Here is a 20,559-nt window from a genome sequence, read left to right on the forward strand (position 1 = left end):
GGAGAGTGCTCCGTATTGCATTGCCTTCCTCCCCCTGCCAATACCGCAAACCCGAGGCAATTGCCTCGGGCGGAAGTCGTGTCGCGGTTGCACCGGCCGGTAAGACCGCCTAACAGAAGGCTGAAACCAACCTTAGGTGCAAATTCCGCATGGCCCTCAAGCTTATCGCGCTCGACGACCAGGATCTGAGCATCGTTTCGGCTCATGTCCAGGACGCTGTCCTGAAAGTCAGCGATCTCGAATACCTGCCTGCGGCCAAGCGTTTCGTGCTGACCATGAACCGTTTCGTCTGGGAGGCGAAGTCGGGCCTGTTTCGCCAGCATAATGAGCGGCGGCAGGCCGTGCTGCATTTCGACCGCGTGCTCGGCGCCAAGACCAACGGCATTGCCCGCAACAAGCCTGCCGAGGTGCTGTCCCTGCTGGCGATCAGCTTCATCGAGATCAGCAAGCCGGCCGGCATCGTCGAGCTGATCTTTTCGGGCGGCGGCACCATCATGCTCGATGTCGAATGCATCGAGGCCCGCCTTGCCGACATAGGCGGCGCGTGGGAAGCCACGTCGCGTCCCGTCCACAAGGCTTGAGTGTCCGATGGCCATCACGCTTGCCCAGACCGACGCCGATTTCGAGCAGCGCTTCGCTGCCTTCCTTTTGACCAAGCGGGAAGTGTCCGAGGACGTCGACGCCGCCGCGCGCGCGATCATCGCGCGGGTACGCGCCGAGGGCGATGCGGCGCTGATCGACTACACCAGGAAATTCGACCATGCCGATTTGACCAGCCTCGGCATTGCCGTTTCGAAGGACGACATTGCCAAGGCCTATGAGGCCGCCGACCCAAAGGCGATCGAAGCGCTCGAATTCGCGCGCGATCGTATCCGCTCCCACCATGAGCGGCAGCGGCCGAAGGACGATCGTTATACGGATGCCGCCGGCGTCGAGCTTGGCTGGCGCTGGACGGCGATCGAGGCGGTCGGGCTTTACGTGCCGGGCGGCACGGCGAGCTACCCGAGTTCGGTGTTGATGAACGCCGTGCCCGCCCGGGTGGCCGGCGTCGAACGCATCGTCATGGTCGTGCCGGCTCCTGGCGGCATGATCAATCCGCTGGTGCTGGTGGCGGCCGACATATCAGGTGTGTCCGAGATTTACCGCGTCGGCGGCGCCCAGGCGATCGCAGCCCTTGCCTATGGCACCGAAACGATAAAGCCAGTGGCCAAGGTCGTCGGCCCCGGCAATGCCTATGTCGCGGCGGCCAAGCGCCAGGTGTTCGGCACGGTCGGCATCGACATGATCGCCGGACCCTCGGAAGTGCTAGTGGTGGCCGACGGCAACAATGATCCGGACTGGATCGCGGCCGACCTGCTCGCCCAGGCCGAACACGATGTGTCGGCGCAGTCGATCCTTGTCACCGACGATCCGGACTTCGGCAAAGCCGTCGAACAGGCGGTCGAGCGCCAGCTGCAGAGCCTGCCGCGCGGCGAGACGGCCGCGGCGAGCTGGCGTGATTTCGGCGCGGTGATCCTGGTCCCGACCATCGATGCCGCGCTGCCGCTGGTCGACCGCATCGCCGCCGAGCATGTCGAGCTGGCCATCGATGATGCCGAGGGCTTCCTGGCACGGATGCGCAATGCCGGCGCCGTCTTCCTCGGCCGCCACACGCCGGAAGCCATCGGCGACTATGTCGGCGGCTCCAACCACGTGCTGCCGACGGCACGCTCGGCGCGCTTCTCGTCGGGCCTGTCGGTGCTCGACTTCGTCAAGCGCACCTCGGTGCTGAAACTCGGGCCGGAGCAGTTGCGCATGTTGGCGCCGGCGGCGATCGCGCTCGCCAAGGCGGAAGGGCTCGACGCGCATGGCCGCTCCGTCGCAATACGGCTGAACATGTAGGCCGAGATGACGGGCTCCGATCAAACCCGCGCAAAGCTGATCGATGTCGAACTCGATGAATCGATCGGCCGTTCGACGCCCGATGTCGAGCATGAGCGGGCGGTGGCGATCTTCGACCTGATCGAGGAGAACCGTTTTCAGCCCGTCAACGACAGCGGCGCCGGTCCCTACCGGCTGAAACTGTCGCTGGCCGAGCAGCGCCTGGTCTTCGCCGTGGCGCGCGAGGATGGCACCGCTGTGGTCACCCACATCCTGTCGCTGACGCCGCTCAGGCGCATCGTCAAGGATTACTACATGATCTGCGAAAGCTATTACGACGCCATTCGCTCCTCGACGCCGAGCCATATCGAGGCCATCGATATGGGCCGGCGCGGTTTGCACAATGAAGGGTCGCAGACGCTGATGGACCGGCTCTCCGGCAAGATCGACATCGACTTCGACACGGCGCGACGGCTGTTCACGCTGGTCTGCGTGCTGCACTGGCGGGGCTAGTCCTGGCACCCCCGCCCCGATCGGTCCTGTTCCTGTGCGGCATGAACGCCGTACGCTCGCCAATGGCGGAGCAGCTGGCACGCCGGATGCTGCCCGCCACCATCTTCGTCGCCTCGGCCGGCGTGCGCGCCGGCGAGCGCGACCCGTTCGTCGATGCCGTGCTGGCCGAGGATGGCCTGTCGCTTGGCGAACGTCATCCAAGGACGCTGGACGATCTCGAGGATGACTATTTCGACCTGATCGTCACGCTGGCGCCTGAAGCGCACCACGCCGCGCTGGAACTCACCCGGTCGCTTGCCGTCGAGGTCGAATACTGGCCGACACAGGACCCGACCGGCGCCAGCGGCACGCGCGACCAGATCATGGCCAGCTACCGCGACGTACGCGAACGGCTGAAGTTGCGCATAAGCCGACGTTTTTTGCTTCCTGAGGCAAAAAACGCGACGGATTAAGCGTGTTCACAAGCGGACGATTATCATATAGGTTCCGCCGAAATTCCGGCTAGAGTCGGATGATTTCAGGTCTCTTCGACCTGAAATCTGAATCCGCCTCTAAATCAAAGAAGTAGAGCATGATGTCGTCCGAAAACCGCTTCACACTTTTCGGCATCATGCTCTAGGCGCTGGAACTGCAATCCAAGCAAAGGTATCGAATGCCGAAGGAAGAAGTCCTCGAGTTTCCGGGTGTCGTGACGGAATTGTTGCCGAACGCGATGTTCCGGGTGAAGCTCGAAAACGAACACGAGATCATCGCCCATACGGCCGGCCGCATGCGCAAGAACCGCATCCGTGTGCTGACCGGCGACAAGGTTCTGGTCGAGATGACGCCATACGACCTGACCAAGGGCCGCATCACCTACCGCTTCAAGTAAGATCAAGGCTTGACTGGTCCGCGATGAGCATTTTGCAGAAGCTGGTGCTTGCCTCCGGTTCGCCGCGCCGCATCGAACTCTTGCAGCAGGCCGGCATAGAGCCGGACCGTATCCTGCCAGCCGATATCGACGAAACGCCGCTGCGTGCCGAGCATCCGCGCTCGCTGGCCAAACGGCTGTCGAAGGAAAAGGCCGAGAAGGCGTTCGCGTCGCTGAAGACCGAGACGAACTATGCACCGAGCTTCGTGCTGGCCGCCGACACGGTGGTTGCTGTCGGGCGGCGCATCCTGCCCAAGGCCGAGACACTGGACGACGCCGCCAACTGCCTCGGGCTGCTGTCCGGCCGTTCGCACCGGGTCTATTCCGGCATCTGCCTGATCACGCCTGGCGGCAAATTGCGCCAGCGGCTGGTCGAGACACGGGTGCGTTTCAAGCGGCTGCCCCGCGAGGAAATCGATGCCTATGTCGCCTCGGGCGAATGGCGCGGCAAGGCCGGCGGCTATGCCGTCCAGGGCCTCGCTGGTGCCTTTGTCGTCAAGCTGGTCGGCTCCTATACCAACATCGTCGGCCTGCCGCTCTATGAGACGGTGGCGCTGCTATCCGGCGAAGGTTTCAAGATCCATCAGAGTTGGCTGACCGCACGGCCATGAATTCAGACTCCAAAGTCACGCCGCTGCGCCCAAAGCGCCCCTGTCCCGAATGCGGCAAGGCCTCGGCGCGCGACACCTTTCCGTTCTGCTCGACGCGCTGCAAGGACATCGACCTCAACCGCTGGCTGAAGGGCGCCTATGTCATCAAGGCTCGTGACGACGAGGAAGGACCTGACACCGACGAGCCGAAATAAGGCCGACTTCATTTTTATGCATGTCGTTGTCCCAAAACCGGGACCACTTGGGCGACATGCATTCGTCAGGCCGCGTGGGTCTTGCGGCTCGTCCGCGCCCAGGCCGGCAGCCAGTCGCCATGTGCGGCAAGAAGCTCGTCAACCAGCGACCAGATCTGGTCGAGATCGAGCTCTGCCGCCGTGTGCGGATCCATCATCGCCGCGTGGTAGATGTGCTCGCGGTTTTCCGTCATCAACGCCCGCACCGTCAGTTCCTGGACGTTGATGTTGGTGCGGATCAGCGCTGTCAGTTGTGGCGGCAGGTCGCCTATATAGGTCGGCTGGATACCGGAGGCATCGATAAGGCACGGCACTTCGGCGGCGCAATCGCGGGGCAGCGAGGTGATGCAGCCATTGTTGCGGACATTGCCGTAGATCACCGAGGGTTCGCCCGTCCAGACCGAATTCATGATCGAGGAGGCATACTCCCTGGACTCCTCGACCTCGATGCGCTGGGCCGAACGATAGGCCTGTGCCTGGTCTTTCCAGCGCTCGATCTGTTCGATGCAGCGCTTGGGATATTCGTCGAGCGGAATGCCGTATTTCTCGATCAGGTCTGGGCGGCCTTCCTTGATGAAATAGGGCGTATATTCGGCGAAATGCTCCGAGCTTTCGGTGACGAAATAGCCGAGCCTTGTCAGCATCTCGTAGCGCACCTTGTTGGGGCAGCGCGGATTCCAGCCGGGTTTTGGCGCGCGGCCTTCGCGATAGGCGCGCACGAGGTCGGGATAGAGGTCGCGGTAGGAACCGTCGGGCTGGCGATGTTCGAATTTCAGATAAAAGGCCATGTGGTTGATGCCGGCCGAGCGATAGCGGATCTCGTCGTAGGGAAGGTCGAGATCGTGCGCCAGTTCCATCGCCGTTCCCTGCACCGAATGGCAGAGGCCGACCTGCCTGATCTCAGGATATTTCTCCGATATCGCCCAGGTGTTGATCGCCATCGGGTTGACGTATTGCAGCATGATAGCCTCGGGGCAGACGACGAGCATGTCCTCGCAGATCTTCCACAGATGCGGCACGGTTCTGAGGCCACGCATGATGCCGCCGACGCCGAGCGTGTCGGCGATGGTCTGGCGCAGGCCATACTTCTTCGGTACCTCGAAATCGGTGACCGTGCAGGGCTCGTAGCCGCCGATCTGGAAGGCGACGACGACGAAGTCGGCGCCGGCGAGCGCCTTGCGCTGGTCGGAATAGGTCTCGGCCTTTGCCTTGACGCCGAGCGTCGCGATCAGCTTGTTGACGACGATGGCGCTCTCTTCGAGGCGCTGCGGGTTGATGTCCATCAGCGCGATCGTCGCGCCCGAAAGGGCTGGCCGCTGCAGCACATCGCCGACGATGTTCTTCATGAACACGGTCGAGCCGGCGCCGATGAAAGTGATCCTGGGATGTCTTGCCATGCTGGTCTCCGGCATATGTTCAGGCCACGTCGAAAGCGGCCCTGACGAGCCGTTCGGTGTAGGCGGTCTTGGGATTGGTGAGGACCTCGTCGACGGGGCCCTGCTCGACGATCTTGCCGTTCTGCATGACGATGACGCGGTGGCACAGCGCGCGCACCACCTTGAGGTCATGCGAGATGAAGAGGTAGCTCAGGCCGCGCTCGTCTTGCAGCTTGCGTAAGAGGTCGATGATCTGCGCCTGAACGGAAAGGTCGAGCGCCGATGTCGGCTCGTCGAGCAGGATGAACTCGGGCTCCAACGCGATGGCGCGGGCAATGGCAACGCGCTGGCGCTGGCCACCGGAGAATTCGTGCGGAAACCGCGAAAGGATGTCGCCCGGCATGCCGGCGCTGACCAGCGCCTCGCGCACCCGATCGACCCGCTCGGCCCGCGTCGCGCCGATGCTGTTGACGATCAGCCCTTCCTCGATGATCTGGCCGATCGTCATGCGCGGGTTGAGCGATGAGAACGGGTCCTGGAAGACAATCTGCATGCGCGAGCGAAACGGCCGCATCTCGTTGCGTGACAGGCCGTGGATCGGCTTGCCGTCGAAACGGATCTCGCCGCGCTTGGCGTCGGTCAATCTCAGCAGCGCCTGGCCGAAGGTGGTCTTGCCGGAACCGGACTCGCCGACCAGCCCCAGCGTCTCGTGGCGGCAAAGTTTGAGGCCGAGATCGTCGACCGCGACCAGCTCGCGCCAGTCCGGCTTCAGGAAGCTGCCATGGCGCAGCATGAAGCAGACGCGCACGCCATTCGCTTCAAGAATGGTGCCGCTCCCCTCCGGCAGTGGCTGCGGCCGGCCGCGCGGCTCGGAGGCAAGCAGCCGCTGCGTGTAGGGATGCTGCGGATCGGCGAACAGCCTCTCGGTGACGTTGTGCTCGCACATCTCGCCATGCTGCATGACATAGACGTAGTCGGAGAATTTGCGCACCACGGTGAGGTCGTGGGTGATCAGGATCACCGCCATCCGCAGCTCTTTCTGAAGGTTGCGGATAAGGTTGAGGATCTGCGCCTGGACGGTGACGTCGAGCGCGGTGGTGGGCTCGTCGGCGATCAAGACATCGGGATTGTTGGCGAGCGCCATGGCGATCATCACGCGCTGGCGCTGACCGCCCGAGAGCTGGTGCGGGTATTGCTTGAGCCGCGCCTCGGGCTCGGGGATCTGCACGTGCCGCAGCAGCTCGATCGCTCGTGCCCAGGCCGCTTTGCGGCTCACCTTGCGGTGCACCCTGATCGCCTCGACGATCTGACTGCCGACCGTATAGATCGGGTTGAGCGAACTCATCGGCTCCTGGAAGATCATCGAGATACGGTTGCCGCGCAGCTTGCGCCGCTCGCTCTCAGGGAATTTCAGGATGTTCTGGCCGTCATAACAGATGCTCGATCTCGGCGACATGGTGGCTCGCCTGGACAAGAGCCCCATGACGGCGCGCGCCGTCACCGACTTGCCCGAGCCAGACTCGCCGACGATCGCGATCGTCTCGCCGCGATAGAGCTGGAACGAGATGTCCTTGACCGCTTCGACCACGCCATGCTCGACCTTGAAGGCGACCTCGATGTTGCGGGCATCGATGATGGGTTGGTCCTGACGTCCGTCGTGGTCATGACGAACGGCGGGGGCGAAGGATTCGGCGAGTACGACGGTCATCCTGCCACCTCAATAGGGGTCGACGGCGTCGCGCAGGCCGTCGCCCAGCGCGTTGAAGGCAAAGACGGTGGCGAGCACGAAACCAACCGGCGACAGAATCCAGGGATAGGTGCCGATGACGGAATAGTTCGCGGTGTCTTGCAGCATCAGCCCCCACGAGATCAGCGGCGGCTTGACCGCAAAGCCAAGGAACCCGAGGAAGGATTCAAGCAGCACCACCGTCGGGATCGCCAGCGTCACGGCGACGATCACATGGCTCATCACATTGGGCAAGATATGCTGCAGGATGATACGCCGGTCGGTGGCACCGACCGCCATGGCGGCGCGCACATATTCGATGCGCGCCAGCGCCAGCGTCTTGCCGCGAACCTCACGCGACATCTGCGCCCAACCCAGGGCCGACATGACGATGATGACGAAGGCGAGGAAGACATTTGTCGGCGCGGTGACCGGGATCAGCGTCGTCAGCGCCAGATAGAGCGGCAGTTGCGGGAAGGCGAGCACCAGTTCGACGAAGCGCTGCATCCAGACGTCGAACCTGCCGCCGAAATAGCCGGAGACCATGCCGACGGTGGTGCCGATGACGGTGATGATGAAGACCACCGTCAGCGCGATCATCAGCGACACGCGCGAGCCATGGATGGCGCGCGACAGCACATCGCGGCCGAACTTGTCAGTGCCGAGGAAATGCACCGGCTGGCCGTCTGTCGAGGCGAAGAAATGCCGGTCGGCCGGGATCAGCCCGAAGAGCTTGTAGGGCGCGCCTTCGACAAAGAAGCCAAGCAACCTTGGATGGTCGTAGTCGGGGCCGACGATGGGCTGGAAGGTGACCGGATCGAGGTCCGCCGAATCAGACAGTGCATAGACCCGCGGCCGCGCGACGAAGTTGCCGTCCTTGTCGTGGAAGGACGGCAGCTGCGGCGGCGCGAAGCCGACATCGGTCGCCTTCGGGTCCATCGGCGCCAGGAACTCGGCGAACACGGCCATCACCAGCAGCAGCACGACGAGCCAGAGCCCGGCCATGCCGGTCCAGGAGCGTTTCAGCCGGCGCCAGACAAGCGCGATGTAGCTCTCGTTGCCGCGCGCCGGTTTGGACACGATGGGGCCTTCGGCCGGCAAGGGTGGCGGTGATGGATCGCGCGCCAGCATCTAGCTCTCTCCGTACTGGCGAATGCGTGGGTCGAGCAGGACGAGCAGCATGTCGGCGATGATGTTGCCGACGATCAACGTCGCCGACAGCACCATCATGAAGGTGGCGGTGACATAGACGTCGCCGACCGCCATCGAGCCGACGATCGCCGGGCCGACGGTCGGCAGCGCGAAGATGATCGCCGTCTCGATCTCGCCGGTGAGCATATAGGGCAGCACCACGCCCTGATACATGACCAGCGGGTGCAGCGCATTGGGCACGGCATGGCGCATGACGACGGCGCTGCCGGTGAGGCCCTTGGCTCTCGCCGTCTCGACATATTGGGCGTTGAGCGTATCAAGCAGATTGCCGCGCATGACGCGCATATTGTAGGCGAGGCCGCCGAACGTGGCGATCGCCACCACCGGCCAGACATGCTTGACCAGGTCGACGAACTTCGCCCACGACCACGGCGCGCCGCCATATTGCGGCGAAAAGAATGAGCCGATCTCCGACACGTTGAATTGGAAGACCAGGAGATAGACGATGATCAGCGCCATCAAGAAGCGCGGCACCGTCATGCCGAGGAAGGAAATGGCCGACAGCGTCGTGTCGATCCAGGTGTATTGCCGGGTCGCCGCCCATATGCCGAAGGTGATGCCGAGCACCGAGGCGAGGATATGGCAGACCAGCGCCAGGATGAGCGTGCGCGGCAGGCGCTCGCCGACCACGTCGGCTACCGGCTTGTTGTAGTAGAGGCTGTAACCGAAATCGCCGCGGGTGATCATGCCGCCGATCCAGTTGAGATACTGGACGGGCAGAGGCTTATCGAGGCCGTGTTCGACGCGGTAGGCCTGCGCCTGCGCATCGGCCTGGGCGAAGGACGCGCCGCCCTGGTTGATCAGCTGCGAGCGGATGTAGTCGGCATAATCGCCGGGTGGCGCCTGGATGATGGCGAAGGTGACGAGGCTCAGGATTGCGAGGACCGGGATTGCCGACGCTATGCGCATAGCCAAGAATCGCAGCATGGACGGTCCGCTTCCTCATGTCGCCGGACGCTCCCATTGAGGGACGTTCGAAGGGTTGGCCTGTCCCGGGCCGCGCCGGGGGGGCGGGGGGGGGGGGGGGGGGGGCCCCCCCCCCCCCCCCCCGCCCCCCCGGGTCTCTCTTGGTCAGGGGAGGTAAACTTACATCGGACCCTTGTCTCCAGGCTTGCCTGGCAGCTCCTGCGGGAACAGTTCGTATTTCGCCTGCTTGTCGGCCGCGACGAAGACGCGTTCACGGATGATCGAATCCTCGGCCCAGTTGAACATGAAGATCGGCGTGCCCTGCGGAATGTTCGAGAAGCGCTTGTTGACGATCAGCGCGCCGGGATATTCGGTCAGGCCGACATTGTAGACATGTTCCGTCGAGATCTTCTGGAACTCTTTCATCAGGCTGGCGCGCTTGTCGTTGTCCTCCGACGCGACGAACTTGTTGACGATGTCGACGAGGTCTTTTTCGAAAGGCATCAGGTCGACCTCGCCGCTTTCCGGCGCGCGGTGGTTCCAGCTGGTCTTCGGGCCGACGGGCGCGAGCTGTTCGGTGTTCTGCACGACCGAGGTCAGTTCCTGGTCGTTGCGCCGGATCAGCCAGTCGAAACGGCCGGAATATTGCGAGGCATCGCGCTGGGTGCCGTTGAGACCGTTGAGCACGACCCGAAGCCCGAGCTTTTCCATTTGCGCGACCACGCCTTCGGCGAGGCTCTTGTCGGTGCCGTAGTCGTTGTTGACCAGCATGACGATCTCGACGTTCTTGCCGCCGGCGGTGCCGGCCGGGAAGTTCACGAAACCATCGCCGTCCGTATCCTTGAGGCCGGCCTTGCCGAGTTCGGCCTTGGCGCCCGCGAGGTCGAAGGGGTAGTAGACGGTCGACTTGCGGTCATAGAAGCTGGTGCCCGAGGAGAAGCCGCCGGGATAGATAGCCGTGAACGGCCCCTTGACCAGGGAGTCGCCCAGCGCCTTGCGGTCGAGCGCCATGGTGACGGCCTTGCGGAAGTCCTCGTTGCGGTTCAGCTCGCGGACCGCCTGGCTGCGCTCGTCGGGGTTGCCCCAACCATTGGCGGAATAGTTCAGGCGCAGATTGTAGCCGATAAGGCGCGGGCCGAAGGCGAGCCGTGCCGGCGCATTCGCCTCCGCCGCACGCTTCAGCGAGGCGACGAAGTTTTCCGGCTGCTCGAGGTTGGAGAAGTCGGCCGAGCCGGCGACCGCCTGGACGTCGCGGTCGGCCCAGGTCGACAGCTTGTACTGCAGCTCGTTGAGGTAGGGCAGCTGGTTGCCCTTCTCGTCGACCTTCCAATAGTAGGGGTTGCGGCGCATGACGATGATGTCGTCCGCGCGATACTCGACCGGCACCCAGGCGCCCATCACCGGCATGTTCATGTATTCCGGCGGGAAGGCGTTCTTGAACTGGTCGTAGGTGTTCTTCGAATATTTCGGATGCTGCGGCTTCAATATGTGCGCGGGGCCGGGGCAGAAGGTGCCGTAGGCCATGGCGTAGAGGTACTGTTTCGGGAAGGCGTCCTTGAAGGTCCACTCGACGGTGTAGTCGTCGATCTTCTTCAGCGTCGTGCCGACGCCGAAGGTTTCCTGTGTGGCGCCGTTGAGCGGTGAGACGTTCGGATCGACGACCTCGTCATCCCAGTAGAACATGACATCGTCGGCGTTGAAGGCCACGCCATCGGACCATTTGGCGCCCTCGACCAGATGCATGGTGAGCTTGTGGCCGTCCTTCGACCAGTCCCAGCTCTTGGCAAGGTTCGGCAGCGGCTCGGTGTCCTTGGCTTCGACCTGGAACAGCGGCGCCGTGCGCGTCAGGCACTCGGAGAGGCCGATATCGATGCCGCCCCAGCCTTGAGTCTGGCCAGCGCCATAATTCCAGCCTTCCGGCCGCCCGCCGATGACATGGCGCAACGTATCGCCATAGACACCGATGCCGTCAGGCATGTTGGCGGTCTTGAAGACCAGCGGCTCCTTCGGCAGCCTGTCCTTCACCGGCGGCAGCTTGCCGGTCTTGACGTATTTCTCGGTGACCCAGTCGGGCTCGTGATATTCCGGCAGCGCCTTGAACTCCAGGATGGAGTCGCGCGCCACGTACTTGATCTTGCCCTCGGCCGGAAATGTCGCCGGTGTCGGCGGCACCGTCGGTTCGGAAGCGAAAGCGTTGAGTGCCACAACGGAGACGCTCAGCGCCAGTCCGGTGGCAATGCCAAAGCTGCGTAGGTTCCTCATTAACTCCTCCCTCGTGTTCAGTTGTTTGCTGCTCGTCTTCTGCCTGGACGCCTGCTGCGGTGGACCTGCCTCCCGTGGATCCGCCGCTGCGCCCGGGTTTCAGCCGGTCTGCTTCAGCGCGGCTTTTTCGGCGCGCAATTCCTCGATCGAGCGCACGTTTCGCCGCGCGGCACCGGCCCATTCGCGGGTCTTGACCACGGATTTCGACAGCCGCTCCTTGGCGGCCGGAACCGCATGCGCGTATTGCGGCAGCCAGGCGGCCTGGGCGACGACCATTTCGTCGACCATCTGCCAGACTTCCTCCGGCGTCGACACCGCGCCGACCAGCGGGTCATGCAGCACGGCGAGCTTCAAGAGATCGATGTCGCCTGATATCGCGGCATGAACCGACATGCGCTGAACGTTGATCGAGGCGATGCAGGTGGCCGCGCAGGCTTCCGGCAGCGTAATGCCGGCGGCCATGTTGATGCCGAAACGGTCGACGAAGCCAGGCGACTCGATGATGGCGTCCTGCGGCAGATTGGTGATCACGCCGTCATTCCTGACGTTGAAGTGGCCGCGATAGACGCGGTTGGTCTCCAGCGCCTCGAGGATGTGGCTGGCATGTTCGTTGGAGCGCTTTGCCGGATCGATCGGCTTCGACGCCGCTTCGAGAAATTGCGGATACTCGGTCTCGAACCAGTTGCGGGTTTCGGTGGAGTAGCGGAGGTAGCCGCCGGTCTCACCATGGATCCAGTCCGACATGTCGATCCAGCGCGTGATCTCGTCGGGCCGCTTGCGGTACCAGGGCAGATATTCGGAGAGATGGCCGTTGCTCTCGGTCGAATAGACGCCAAAGCGTTTCAAGACATCGATGCGCAGCTTCTCCTGCTGCGAATAGACCGGATGCGCCTCGAAGGCGGCAATCAGCTCGTCCTTGCCGATCTTGCGGCCGTTCAGGCGCAAATCGATGAACCAGGTCTGGTGGTTGATGCCGGAACAGACATAGTCGAGTTCGTGCCTGGACTTCGCGCCCAGCACCTCGGCGATCTGCTCGGCGCCATGCTGGACGCCGTGGCAGAGGCCGACCGTGTCGACCTTGCCATACTCGACCGCCGCCCAGGTGTTCATGGCCATCGGGTTGGCATAGTTGAGGAATTTGGCGCCCGTGTCAGCGACCTCGCGTATATCCTTGCAGAAGTCGAGGATCACCGGGATGTTGCGCTGGCCATAGAGGATGCCGCCGGCGCAGATCGTATCGCCGACGCATTGGTCGATGCCATATTTCAGCGGAATGCGGATGTCGTCGGCATAGGCTTCGAGACCACCGACCCGCACGCAGCTGATGACATAGCGCGCGCCCTCGATCGCCTTGCGGCGATCGGTTGTCGCCGTCACTTTTGTCGGCAATCCGTTGGCCTCGACGATCCTGTCGAGGATCGCCTTGATCATTCCGAGATTATGCTCGCTGAGGTCGGTCAGCGCGAATTCGACATCCCTAAATTCGGGCACACACAGGATGTCAGTGAACAGTTTCTTGGTGAATCCGACGCTGCCCGCACCGATGATAGCGATTTTGAAACTCATCAGCCGCACCTCATCTCATTTTAATGACAGGCCAGGAATGACAAGGGCGTGTTGCAGCCACATGCCGCGACATGTGTGCGCGACAAGCCGGATTCCGGCCTGCCAACCTCCCTGTCCGCTCCTCGCCTGCGGATCTCTCTCGCTTTTCGAGGGGGATTATGCCCTTATTCACGAGCGCGACCAGAGAAGGATTATGCTTTCAAGGGTAATTTTGTGCTGCGGGATTTGATCGCCAACGGACAGTCGATGCGCACGATCTCGCTGCCGCGCGGGCGCCAGCGCCTGCATGCCATGCCGACAAGCACCGGCTATGAGGTGCGCGAGGACGAGACCTACGACTGGGACGGGCGCAAACGCGGCCAGACGCCGTTCACCGTGCTTCAGCATACGATCAGCGGAACCGGCCGGCTGCGCTACGAGAACCGCAACTACCGCCTGCAAGAGAACGACACGCTGCTAGTGCTGGTGCCGCACAACCACCGCTACTGGCTGGCCAGCGACGAGCGCTGGGAATATTTCTGGATCTCGATGAACGGCGAGGAGGCGCTGCGCATCCACAAGTCGATCCTCAGCAGCTCCGGTCCGGTGTTTCGGCTGAAGCCGGCGACGATCGATCACCTTGCCGATTGCAGCCTGCGTCTCGTCAAGGGGGCGGCGTCGCCGGGGGCGGCGTCCGCGATCGCCTACGAGGCGGCGATGGCGCTCTATGACGATGTTTTCGGCTCGCACGCCTTTGCCGAAAAACAGAGCGCAATGCAGCCGGTCATCGATCACATCAACGCCAATCTCGACAAGCCGCTGCCGGTGGCGGACCTCGTCCAGATCAGCGGGCTCAGCCGCGCCCACTTCTCGCGCTGCTTCGCCGAGAGCGAAGGCCTGCCGCCCGCCGAATTCGTGCTGCAGCAGCGCCTGCAGCGGGCGGCGAAGCTTTTGACCAAGGCGGACTTCCTGCCGGTGAAGGAAGTCGCCATCCTGTGCGGATTCGAGGACGCCAACTATTTTTCGAAGGTGTTCCGCCGCCTCTACGGCACCACGCCCAGCCAATTCCGCACCACCGGCATGTATGCCAATCTGCGGACCCCGGCCAGGCGCGGCGTCAGGATGCCTGATAACGAGACCTGAAGCCGCTTGGGGGCCACGCTTTGTCAGGCCGCGTGCAGGCTGCTGCCGTCCAGCCATTCGAGATCGGCCGGGGAAAGCTTGATATCGAGGGCACGCAGGCTGTCGTCGAGCTCACCCAGCGTGCGCGGCCCGATCAGTGGGACCGACGGGAAGGGCTGGCTGAGCACATAGGCCAGCGCGATGTGGATCGGGCTCTTGCGCAGTCTGGCGGCGAGTTCGATCGCGCGGTCGCGGCGGCCGAAATTGCGCTCCGAGTACCAGACCCGCACCAGTTCCTCGCTGTCGCGCCTGTCGCGCCCGGCGCGCTCGGTGAAGAAGCCGCGTCCCTGGCTCGACCAGGCGAAATTCGGCATCTGCCTGGATGTCAGCCAAGCCTTCCATTCATCGGTGGACGAGGTGACACAGCCCGCCCAGATCGGCTCCAGCATTTCGGCCAGCGAAAAATTGTTGGAGAGCGCGCCGGGCTTCTGCTTGCCGGTGCGCTCGGCATAGGCAATCGCCTCATCCATGCGGTGCATCGTCCAGTTCGAGCCACCGAACGGGCCACGGATGCGGCCCGCTTCGGCCTCTTGATCCATGGCATCAACGAATTCGCCGACCGGCACGTCCGGATTGTCACGATGCATGAAATAGATATCGACATGGTCGGTCTGCAGGCGGTCGAGAGACTGGGCAAGCTGCTTGCCGATCACGTCGGGATAGCAGAGCGGCGAATGCGCGCCCTTGGCGATGATCACCGACTGCTCGCGCACGCCACGGTTCTTCAGCCATTCGCCAAGCAGTTTTTCGGTGTAGCCGGCGCCATAGACAAAACCGGTATCGAAGAGATTGCCGCCGGCCTCGAAGAAGGCATCGAGCAGAATCGAACCCGAGGAGAAGGTACGGAAATCCTCGAAGCCGAGCGCCACCACCGATGCCGGTTTCGTCAGGCCGGGAATGGCGCGCTTGCCTATCGCCGTTCCGCCGGAGCGCAAAGGCCGGCCGGAAATGGTGCTGGTGCGCAGCGCGGCCTTTTCGATCTCATACTCCAACTCAACGGCAGCGCGCCATTTATCGAGCACGCGCAAGGTGCCGAGGCTGTCGGCCCAATCCATGCCCGGCCAGGCGAATTCCTGCCGCCCGGCAAGGATCGCCTCGCCGGCGCCGTCGACCTCGAAGGAATAGACATGGCGCTTTTCGTCGACGCTGATCGTCTCGCGCGCGCCATCGGCGCCGATCACGTCGATGCGGCCGAGGCCGACATCGCGATTTCCCCCCGCAAACCAGAAGTCCGGCACCTCGATGCGGCCCTTGGTGCCGAAGATGCGCAGCACATTGTCCTGGTTAAGCGAGATGCTGCAGGACACTTCGGCGACGATGCCGCCGGGAAAATGCAGCAACGCTGAGGCCCACTCGTCGACGCCGGACTGGCCAAGATGGGCGGTGCCCACCACCTTGTCGGGCTCGGCAAAGGGAAGTCCTGTCGCCGCACCGGCAATCAGCCGTGCCATCGAGACGGTATAGCCGCCGACATCGAGGATGCCGCCGCCGGCAGAATCATTGGCGTAGAGCCTGTGCTGCGGCATGAAGCCCGGCATGGCGAAGCCGAAGCTAGACTTGACCATCCTGATCTCGCCGATGATGCCGGACTTGAGCAGTTCCACCAGCTTCAGCGTCTGCGGGTGCAGCCGGTACATGAAGGCTTCGCCGAGAAAGGTGCCGGCCTTGCGCGCGGCATGGATCATGGCGTCGGCCTCGAAGGCGGTCAGTGCCAGCGGCTTTTCGCACAGCACATGCTTGCCCGCTTCCGCCGCCCTGATCGCCCATTGCGCATGGCCGGGATGCGGTATCGCGATATAGACGGCATCGATGTCGGGATCGGCAAGCAGCGCTTCATACCCGTGAACAATGCGGGCGCCGGGAAATTTTTCGGCGAGGCCCGGCTTGGCGGTGTTACGCGCGCCGATGGCGACCAGTTTTCCGGTGCGCGAAGCGGCCACGCCACCGGCGAAGGCCTGGGCAATGCTGCCCGGGCCGAGAATGCCCCAGCGAATGGGCGTGGTTGCGGTCATTGTCATCTCCTTGAAGTCTGGATGGGAACGGCCCGGTCAGCGCAGCCGCAGCCCTTTTTCGTCGAACAGGTAGGATTTGCGGATGGAAACGGTGACCTCGGAGGTGGTGGGAACCTTCGCAGCGTCGCGCTGGATCACCACATCTTCGCCATGGGTCGTTCGGGCGTAGAGAAAGCTCGTGCCGCCGAGATGCTCGACCACGTCGATGCCGACGACAAGATCGGTGTCGCCTTCTCCGGCATCGCCGAAATGCTCGGGCCGCACGCCGACAATGACTTTGCTGCCCAGCTCGGGCCCGGTAGTGGTCAGTGGCTGGATGATGAGGGTCTTCTCCTGGCCCGCCAGTTCGACCACGACCCCACGCGCATCGTGCCCGATGACTTGTGCCTTGATGAAGTTCATCTTCGGCGAGCCGACAAAACCGGCCACGAACTGGTTGTCCGGATCGTCGTAGAGATCGAGCGGCCGGCCGATCTGCTCGATATGGCCGGCGCGCAGCACGACGATCCGGTCGGCAAGCGTCATCGCTTCGGTCTGGTCGTGCGTGACGTAGATCATCGTGGCGCCGAGCTCCTTATGCAGGCGCGAGATCTCGACCCGCATCTGGACGCGCAGTTCGGCGTCGAGATTGGAGAGTGGCTCGTCGAACAGAAACACTTGCGGCTCACGCACGATGGCACGGCCGATGGCGACGCGCTGGCGCTGGCCGCCGGAGAGTTTCTTCGGACGCCGGTCCATCAATTCGCTGATGCGCAGGATCTCGGCCGCGCGCTGCACCCGCCGGTCGGTGTCGGCCTTCGGATTGCCGGTCATGCGCAACCCGAAGGAGAGGTTCTGCTCGACGCTCATATGCGGATAGAGCGCATAGGACTGGAAGACCATGGCGATGCCGCGGTCGGCCGGCTCGACATCGTTGACCAGCTTACCGCCGATGGCGATCTCGCCGCCGCTGATATCCTCGAGCCCGGCGATCATCCGGAGCAGCGTGGACTTGCCGCAGCCCGACGGGCCGACGAAGACGACGAACTCGCCATCCTTGATGTTGATGTTGGCGCCATGGACGACTTCGAAAGCGCCGAAGCGCTTGACGACATTGTTGAGTGTGACGGTCGCCATGCTGCCTCTTACTTGACTGCGCCGGCGGCGATGCCGGCGATGAAATGGCGCTGCAGGAGCACGAAGACGATGAGCATCGGCACGGTCAGCATCACGGCGCCCGCCATGATGCCGCCCCACGACACTTTGGTGAGTCCGATCAGCGTGCCGAGCGCCACAGGTGCGGTCATCGAACCCGGCTGGCTGTTGATCAAAAGCGGCCAGAGATAATTGTTCCAGGAAGCGAGGAACAGGATGATGGCAAGTGCGGCCAGCATCGGCCGCGCCAAAGGCAGCGCGACGAAGAGGAAGATGCGCCACTCCTTCACGCCCTCGACGCGCGCGGCGTCGAACAGATCGTCGGGCATCATCGAAAAACTTTGCCGCATGAACAGCACGCCGAGCGAATTGAACAGCGGCGGCACGATCAGCGCCACCCAGGTGTTGGCGAGCTGGAAATCCCGCGCCACCATGATGAATTGCGGGATCAGCACCACGGCATAGGGCAGCGTGATGGTGCCGAAGATGATGCCGACGACCACGCCTTTGCCGAAGAACTGGTAACGCGCCAGTGCCCAGCCCGCCATCGAGGTCAACAGCACCGACAGGACGGTGTAGGTCACCGCCACGGAAACGGAGATGCCGATGGCGCCGACAAAGTTGGTGTCGCGCTGCAGATTGTTGAAATTGTCGACGAAATTGCCGTGCGGCAACAGCTCGATGCCGGGGCTGAAAATGCCGTTGTCGGGCATGGTCGAGAACACCACCATCATCCACAGCGGGAACAGCCAGATCAGCGCCAGCGGGGTGAGGAAAAGATGCAGCGCAATGCTGCGCCTCAAGCGGGCGGAGGAGAGCGAGCTCATTGCTTTTCCCTCGTCAGCCACAGCTGGATTAGCGTGATGGCGATCGCCAGGCCCGCCATGGTGTAGGCAACGGCCGAGGCGTAGCCGAAATTGAGCGACCGGAATCCCTGGCGGTAGAGCAGCAGGCCGAGCGTCTCGGTGCCGCCGCCTGGTCCGCCGCGTTCGGTGATCAGGAACGGCTCGGTGAACAACTGCATGGTGCCGATGATCGACAGCACCAGGCAGAACACGATGACCGGCTTCAACAGCGGCAAGGTGATGTAGAAGAACTGCTTCAGCTTGCTGACGCGGTCGAGCGTCGCCGCCTCGTAGACATCCTCGGGGATGGATTGCATGCCGGCCAGCAGGATGATTGCGTTGTAGCCGGCCCAGCGCCAGGTGACCGCGATCATGATCAGCGCCATGGCCGGGGTGACATTGGAGAACCAGTCGACCTTGGGCAGCCCGACGCTGTTCAACAGCTTGTTGATGATGCCGAAATCGAGGCTGAACATCAGCCGGAACACCGCCGAATAGGCGACCTCGCCAACGACGACGGGAGCAAAGAAGGCGAAGCGGTAAAGGCCCCTCGCCTTCAGCAGCGGCGAATTCAAAAGCACCGCCATCACCATGGCCAACGCGATCATCACCGGCACCTGGATGACGAGGATGAGCAGCGTGTTCTTCAGCGCGTTGAAGAAGGCCGGATCGCCGATTAGCCGGCCCCAGTTGAAGGTGGGGGCGAAGCGCCAGGGCACGGTGCGTGTCGCCTGGAAGGAGATCATGAACGAGGAGATGATCGGCCACACCCAGAAGACGGAAAAGATCAGCAGATAGGGCGCGAGGAAACGATAGGCCGTGGCGTTGCGGTTGCGCATCCTCCTCCTCCTCCTCCTCTCAGGTGTTTCAGACAAGCTCGCAGGCGGAGGGTCCGGGCGGCACCAGCCGTCCCGGACCCCGTCCTTGGGAGGTTATGATTTGACCGGCAGTCCGGTCGCCGCGGCAATCTGATTTGCGGCGTCGTCGAGTGCGGCCTTGGCGTCGGGATAGCCGCCGCCAAGATATTTGGTCTGCACCGCGCGAACGATGATTTCGGCATCGCTCTGGAACTGCGTGCCGCGGCTGGGGACGACCCTGGGCAAGGTGCCCAGAATATCCTTCCACACCGCCTGGCCACCCCAATAGGGCAGGCCTTGGCTCACGTAGGGATCGTCAAGCGCCGAGACCAGCGAGGGGACGAGACCGAACTCCTTGAGCATGGTGATCTGGCCTTCATTGGTTCCGAGCGTGTATTTCAGGTACTCGTAGGCCGCTTCCTTGTTTTTCGAGGCCGAAGTGATGGCCAGCGACGAGCCGCCGAGATTGGCCGCGCGGGGGCCGTCGGCAGTCAGGCTCGGCATCAGATAGACGCCCCATTTGCCGTTTTCACCGGCCGATTCTGTGCGGATGGTGCCTTCATACCAGCCGCCATAGATTTGGGTGGCAACGGTGCCGGCCGTGTTATTGGTGATCTTGGTGCCCCAGTCGGCAGACGAGACGATACCGGCGTCCTTCATCTCCTTGACCTTGGTCATGGCGTCGACGCATTTGGGCTGGTTGACCGTGATCGACTGGCCGTCCTCGGCGAAATAGGCGCAGCCCTGCTCGTTGGAAATCATGCGGAAGAATTCGCTGTCGCCGTTGAAATCGGCATTGGTCATCGAGACGCCTGGATTGGCGGCCTGGATCTTCTTGCCGGCGGCGATGAAATCGTCCCAGGTTTTGATCGATGCCGGATCGACGCCGGCCTTCTCATAGAAGTCGCGGCGATAGAAGGCGGCGACCGGGCCTGAATCCCACGGCATGGCATAGGCCTTGTCGCCGACCTCGAGTTCGGTGCGTTTGAAGTCGGGGAATTTCTTCTGGTCCTCGGCGCTGTAGCCTAGCGTGTGCAGGTCGACGAAGCAGTCGGGGAACTGGCTCCAGTAATTCTCGGCCTCGCCATTCTCGATGGTGACGATGTCGGGCAGGCCGACGCCGCCGGCGGCACAGCCGGCGATCGACTTGTCGTAGGTCGGCTGGTTGCCGAGGTCCTGGACGGTTACTTTGATGTCGGGATGCAGCTTGTTGAAGCCGGCCACCGTCGACTTCAGCGACGAAGCGGCGACATTCCAGCTCCAGATGGTGATTTCGCCGGACTGCGCAAAGGCCGGGGCTGAGCCCAGGGCAAGCGCGAGCGCGGCGCATGTCAGTGTGATGCGCATTGAAATCCTCCCATTTCATTTGCTCTCT

At 63.1% G+C, this 20,559-nt stretch carries 19 protein-coding genes; 8 read left to right on the top strand and 11 right to left on the bottom strand.

Annotation, left to right across the window (positions count from 1 at the left end; all coding sequences use genetic code 11):
* Nucleotides 1-149: 149 nt before the first annotated feature.
* From HGP13_RS32960 to yacG, 7 genes are all read left to right on the top strand, one after another.
* Nucleotides 150-581 (top strand): DUF2948 family protein, encoded by a 432-nt coding sequence (locus HGP13_RS32960; RefSeq protein WP_095198254.1) that lies wholly within the window; start codon nucleotides 150-152, stop codon nucleotides 579-581.
* Between the two features lie 7 nt (nucleotides 582-588).
* The gene (gene hisD / locus HGP13_RS32965; protein ID WP_172233970.1) at nucleotides 589-1,881 is read left to right on the top strand and encodes a histidinol dehydrogenase; all 1,293 of its coding nucleotides are present in this window, start codon (nucleotides 589-591) and stop codon (nucleotides 1,879-1,881) included.
* A gap of 6 nt (nucleotides 1,882-1,887) precedes the next feature.
* Nucleotides 1,888-2,373 carry a UPF0262 family protein gene (locus HGP13_RS32970; protein WP_172233972.1) on the top strand — a complete coding sequence of 162 codons (486 nt, stop codon included), beginning with the start codon at nucleotides 1,888-1,890 and terminating at the stop codon, nucleotides 2,371-2,373.
* Nucleotides 2,361-2,825, top strand: coding sequence for a low molecular weight phosphatase family protein (locus tag HGP13_RS32975; protein WP_172234961.1), 465 nt, complete (start codon nucleotides 2,361-2,363; stop codon nucleotides 2,823-2,825). Before HGP13_RS32970 ends, HGP13_RS32975 begins: the two co-directional genes overlap by 13 nt.
* A 200-nt stretch (nucleotides 2,826-3,025) precedes the next feature.
* Complete coding sequence (gene infA / locus HGP13_RS32980; protein WP_006200926.1) at nucleotides 3,026-3,244, top strand: translation initiation factor IF-1; 219 nt, start codon at nucleotides 3,026-3,028, stop codon at nucleotides 3,242-3,244.
* A gap of 23 nt (nucleotides 3,245-3,267) precedes the next feature.
* The gene (locus HGP13_RS32985; protein ID WP_172233974.1) at nucleotides 3,268-3,894 is read left to right on the top strand and encodes a Maf-like protein; all 627 of its coding nucleotides are present in this window, start codon (nucleotides 3,268-3,270) and stop codon (nucleotides 3,892-3,894) included.
* Nucleotides 3,891-4,088: a DNA gyrase inhibitor YacG gene (gene yacG, locus HGP13_RS32990; protein ID WP_172233976.1), complete on the top strand. Its 198-nt coding sequence runs from the start codon at nucleotides 3,891-3,893 to the stop codon at nucleotides 4,086-4,088. The genes HGP13_RS32985 and yacG overlap by 4 nt, the downstream gene beginning before the upstream one ends.
* A 65-nt stretch (nucleotides 4,089-4,153) precedes the next feature.
* Here yacG and HGP13_RS32995 read toward each other — a convergent pair whose 3' ends face one another.
* From HGP13_RS32995 to HGP13_RS33020, 6 genes are all read right to left on the bottom strand, one after another.
* Complete coding sequence (locus HGP13_RS32995) at nucleotides 4,154-5,524, bottom strand: alpha-glucosidase/alpha-galactosidase (RefSeq protein WP_172233978.1); 1,371 nt, start codon at nucleotides 5,522-5,524, stop codon at nucleotides 4,154-4,156.
* Between the two features lie 19 nt (nucleotides 5,525-5,543).
* Nucleotides 5,544-7,211 carry an ABC transporter ATP-binding protein gene (locus HGP13_RS33000; RefSeq protein WP_172233980.1) on the bottom strand — a complete coding sequence of 556 codons (1,668 nt, stop codon included), beginning with the start codon at nucleotides 7,209-7,211 and terminating at the stop codon, nucleotides 5,544-5,546.
* 9 nt (nucleotides 7,212-7,220) lie between these two features.
* Complete coding sequence (locus tag HGP13_RS33005; RefSeq protein WP_172233982.1) at nucleotides 7,221-8,360, bottom strand: ABC transporter permease; 1,140 nt, start codon at nucleotides 8,358-8,360, stop codon at nucleotides 7,221-7,223.
* Complete coding sequence (locus tag HGP13_RS33010) at nucleotides 8,361-9,368, bottom strand: ABC transporter permease (protein WP_172233984.1); 1,008 nt, start codon at nucleotides 9,366-9,368, stop codon at nucleotides 8,361-8,363.
* 159 nt (nucleotides 9,369-9,527) lie between these two features.
* Complete coding sequence (locus HGP13_RS33015) at nucleotides 9,528-11,609, bottom strand: ABC transporter substrate-binding protein (RefSeq protein WP_172233986.1); 2,082 nt, start codon at nucleotides 11,607-11,609, stop codon at nucleotides 9,528-9,530.
* A gap of 99 nt (nucleotides 11,610-11,708) precedes the next feature.
* Complete coding sequence (locus HGP13_RS33020) at nucleotides 11,709-13,175, bottom strand: alpha-glucosidase/alpha-galactosidase (RefSeq protein WP_172233988.1); 1,467 nt, start codon at nucleotides 13,173-13,175, stop codon at nucleotides 11,709-11,711.
* A 213-nt stretch (nucleotides 13,176-13,388) separates the two neighbouring features.
* Between HGP13_RS33020 and HGP13_RS33025 the strand changes: the two genes are divergently transcribed.
* Entirely contained in the window at nucleotides 13,389-14,297 is a 909-nt protein-coding gene (locus tag HGP13_RS33025; RefSeq protein WP_246707207.1) for an AraC family transcriptional regulator, read from the top strand.
* A 23-nt stretch (nucleotides 14,298-14,320) separates the two neighbouring features.
* Here HGP13_RS33025 and HGP13_RS33030 read toward each other — a convergent pair whose 3' ends face one another.
* The 5 genes from HGP13_RS33030 to HGP13_RS33050 all read right to left on the bottom strand — a co-directional run bounded on the left by HGP13_RS33030 (nucleotide 14,321) and on the right by HGP13_RS33050 (nucleotide 20,531).
* Complete coding sequence (locus tag HGP13_RS33030; RefSeq protein WP_172233990.1) at nucleotides 14,321-16,348, bottom strand: aldo/keto reductase; 2,028 nt, start codon at nucleotides 16,346-16,348, stop codon at nucleotides 14,321-14,323.
* Nucleotides 16,349-16,384: 36 nt separating this feature from the next.
* Nucleotides 16,385-17,464 carry a sn-glycerol-3-phosphate ABC transporter ATP-binding protein UgpC gene (gene ugpC / locus HGP13_RS33035; RefSeq protein WP_172233992.1) on the bottom strand — a complete coding sequence of 360 codons (1,080 nt, stop codon included), beginning with the start codon at nucleotides 17,462-17,464 and terminating at the stop codon, nucleotides 16,385-16,387.
* A gap of 8 nt (nucleotides 17,465-17,472) precedes the next feature.
* A complete protein-coding gene (locus tag HGP13_RS33040) occupies nucleotides 17,473-18,309 on the bottom strand; it encodes a carbohydrate ABC transporter permease (RefSeq protein ID WP_172233994.1) in 837 nt (278 codons plus the stop codon).
* Entirely contained in the window at nucleotides 18,306-19,166 is an 861-nt protein-coding gene (locus HGP13_RS33045; protein ID WP_172233996.1) for a sugar ABC transporter permease, read from the bottom strand. Before HGP13_RS33045 ends, HGP13_RS33040 begins: the two co-directional genes overlap by 4 nt.
* A 93-nt stretch (nucleotides 19,167-19,259) precedes the next feature.
* Nucleotides 19,260-20,531 carry an ABC transporter substrate-binding protein gene (locus tag HGP13_RS33050; protein WP_172233998.1) on the bottom strand — a complete coding sequence of 424 codons (1,272 nt, stop codon included), beginning with the start codon at nucleotides 20,529-20,531 and terminating at the stop codon, nucleotides 19,260-19,262.
* Nucleotides 20,532-20,559 lie beyond the last annotated feature (28 nt).

The organism is Mesorhizobium sp. NZP2077 (genome assembly GCF_013170805.1).
In the GTDB taxonomy this organism is placed as follows: domain Bacteria; phylum Pseudomonadota; class Alphaproteobacteria; order Rhizobiales; family Rhizobiaceae; genus Mesorhizobium.

What these genes read in the sequence shown, in the direction of transcription:
- HGP13_RS33045 (WP_172233996.1), bottom strand. Translation starts at nt 19,166, where the DNA reads ATGCGCAACCGCAACGCCACGGCCTATCGTTTCCTCGCGCCCTATCTG.
- HGP13_RS32985 (WP_172233974.1), top strand. Translation starts at nt 3,268, where the DNA reads ATGAGCATTTTGCAGAAGCTGGTGCTTGCCTCCGGTTCGCCGCGCCGC.
- HGP13_RS33010 (WP_172233984.1), bottom strand. Translation starts at nt 9,368, where the DNA reads ATGCTGCGATTCTTGGCTATGCGCATAGCGTCGGCAATCCCGGTCCTC.
- HGP13_RS32970 (WP_172233972.1), top strand. Translation starts at nt 1,888, where the DNA reads ATGACGGGCTCCGATCAAACCCGCGCAAAGCTGATCGATGTCGAACTC.
- HGP13_RS33040 (WP_172233994.1), bottom strand. Translation starts at nt 18,309, where the DNA reads ATGAGCTCGCTCTCCTCCGCCCGCTTGAGGCGCAGCATTGCGCTGCAT.
- HGP13_RS33005 (WP_172233982.1), bottom strand. Translation starts at nt 8,360, where the DNA reads ATGCTGGCGCGCGATCCATCACCGCCACCCTTGCCGGCCGAAGGCCCC.
- HGP13_RS33015 (WP_172233986.1), bottom strand. Translation starts at nt 11,609, where the DNA reads ATGAGGAACCTACGCAGCTTTGGCATTGCCACCGGACTGGCGCTGAGC.
- HGP13_RS33050 (WP_172233998.1), bottom strand. Translation starts at nt 20,531, where the DNA reads ATGCGCATCACACTGACATGCGCCGCGCTCGCGCTTGCCCTGGGCTCA.
- hisD (WP_172233970.1), top strand. Translation starts at nt 589, where the DNA reads ATGGCCATCACGCTTGCCCAGACCGACGCCGATTTCGAGCAGCGCTTC.
- HGP13_RS32995 (WP_172233978.1), bottom strand. Translation starts at nt 5,524, where the DNA reads ATGGCAAGACATCCCAGGATCACTTTCATCGGCGCCGGCTCGACCGTG.
- HGP13_RS33000 (WP_172233980.1), bottom strand. Translation starts at nt 7,211, where the DNA reads ATGACCGTCGTACTCGCCGAATCCTTCGCCCCCGCCGTTCGTCATGAC.
- yacG (WP_172233976.1), top strand. Translation starts at nt 3,891, where the DNA reads ATGAATTCAGACTCCAAAGTCACGCCGCTGCGCCCAAAGCGCCCCTGT.
- infA (WP_006200926.1), top strand. Translation starts at nt 3,026, where the DNA reads ATGCCGAAGGAAGAAGTCCTCGAGTTTCCGGGTGTCGTGACGGAATTG.
- ugpC (WP_172233992.1), bottom strand. Translation starts at nt 17,464, where the DNA reads ATGGCGACCGTCACACTCAACAATGTCGTCAAGCGCTTCGGCGCTTTC.
- HGP13_RS33020 (WP_172233988.1), bottom strand. Translation starts at nt 13,175, where the DNA reads ATGAGTTTCAAAATCGCTATCATCGGTGCGGGCAGCGTCGGATTCACC.
- HGP13_RS33030 (WP_172233990.1), bottom strand. Translation starts at nt 16,348, where the DNA reads ATGACCGCAACCACGCCCATTCGCTGGGGCATTCTCGGCCCGGGCAGC.
- HGP13_RS32960 (WP_095198254.1), top strand. Translation starts at nt 150, where the DNA reads ATGGCCCTCAAGCTTATCGCGCTCGACGACCAGGATCTGAGCATCGTT.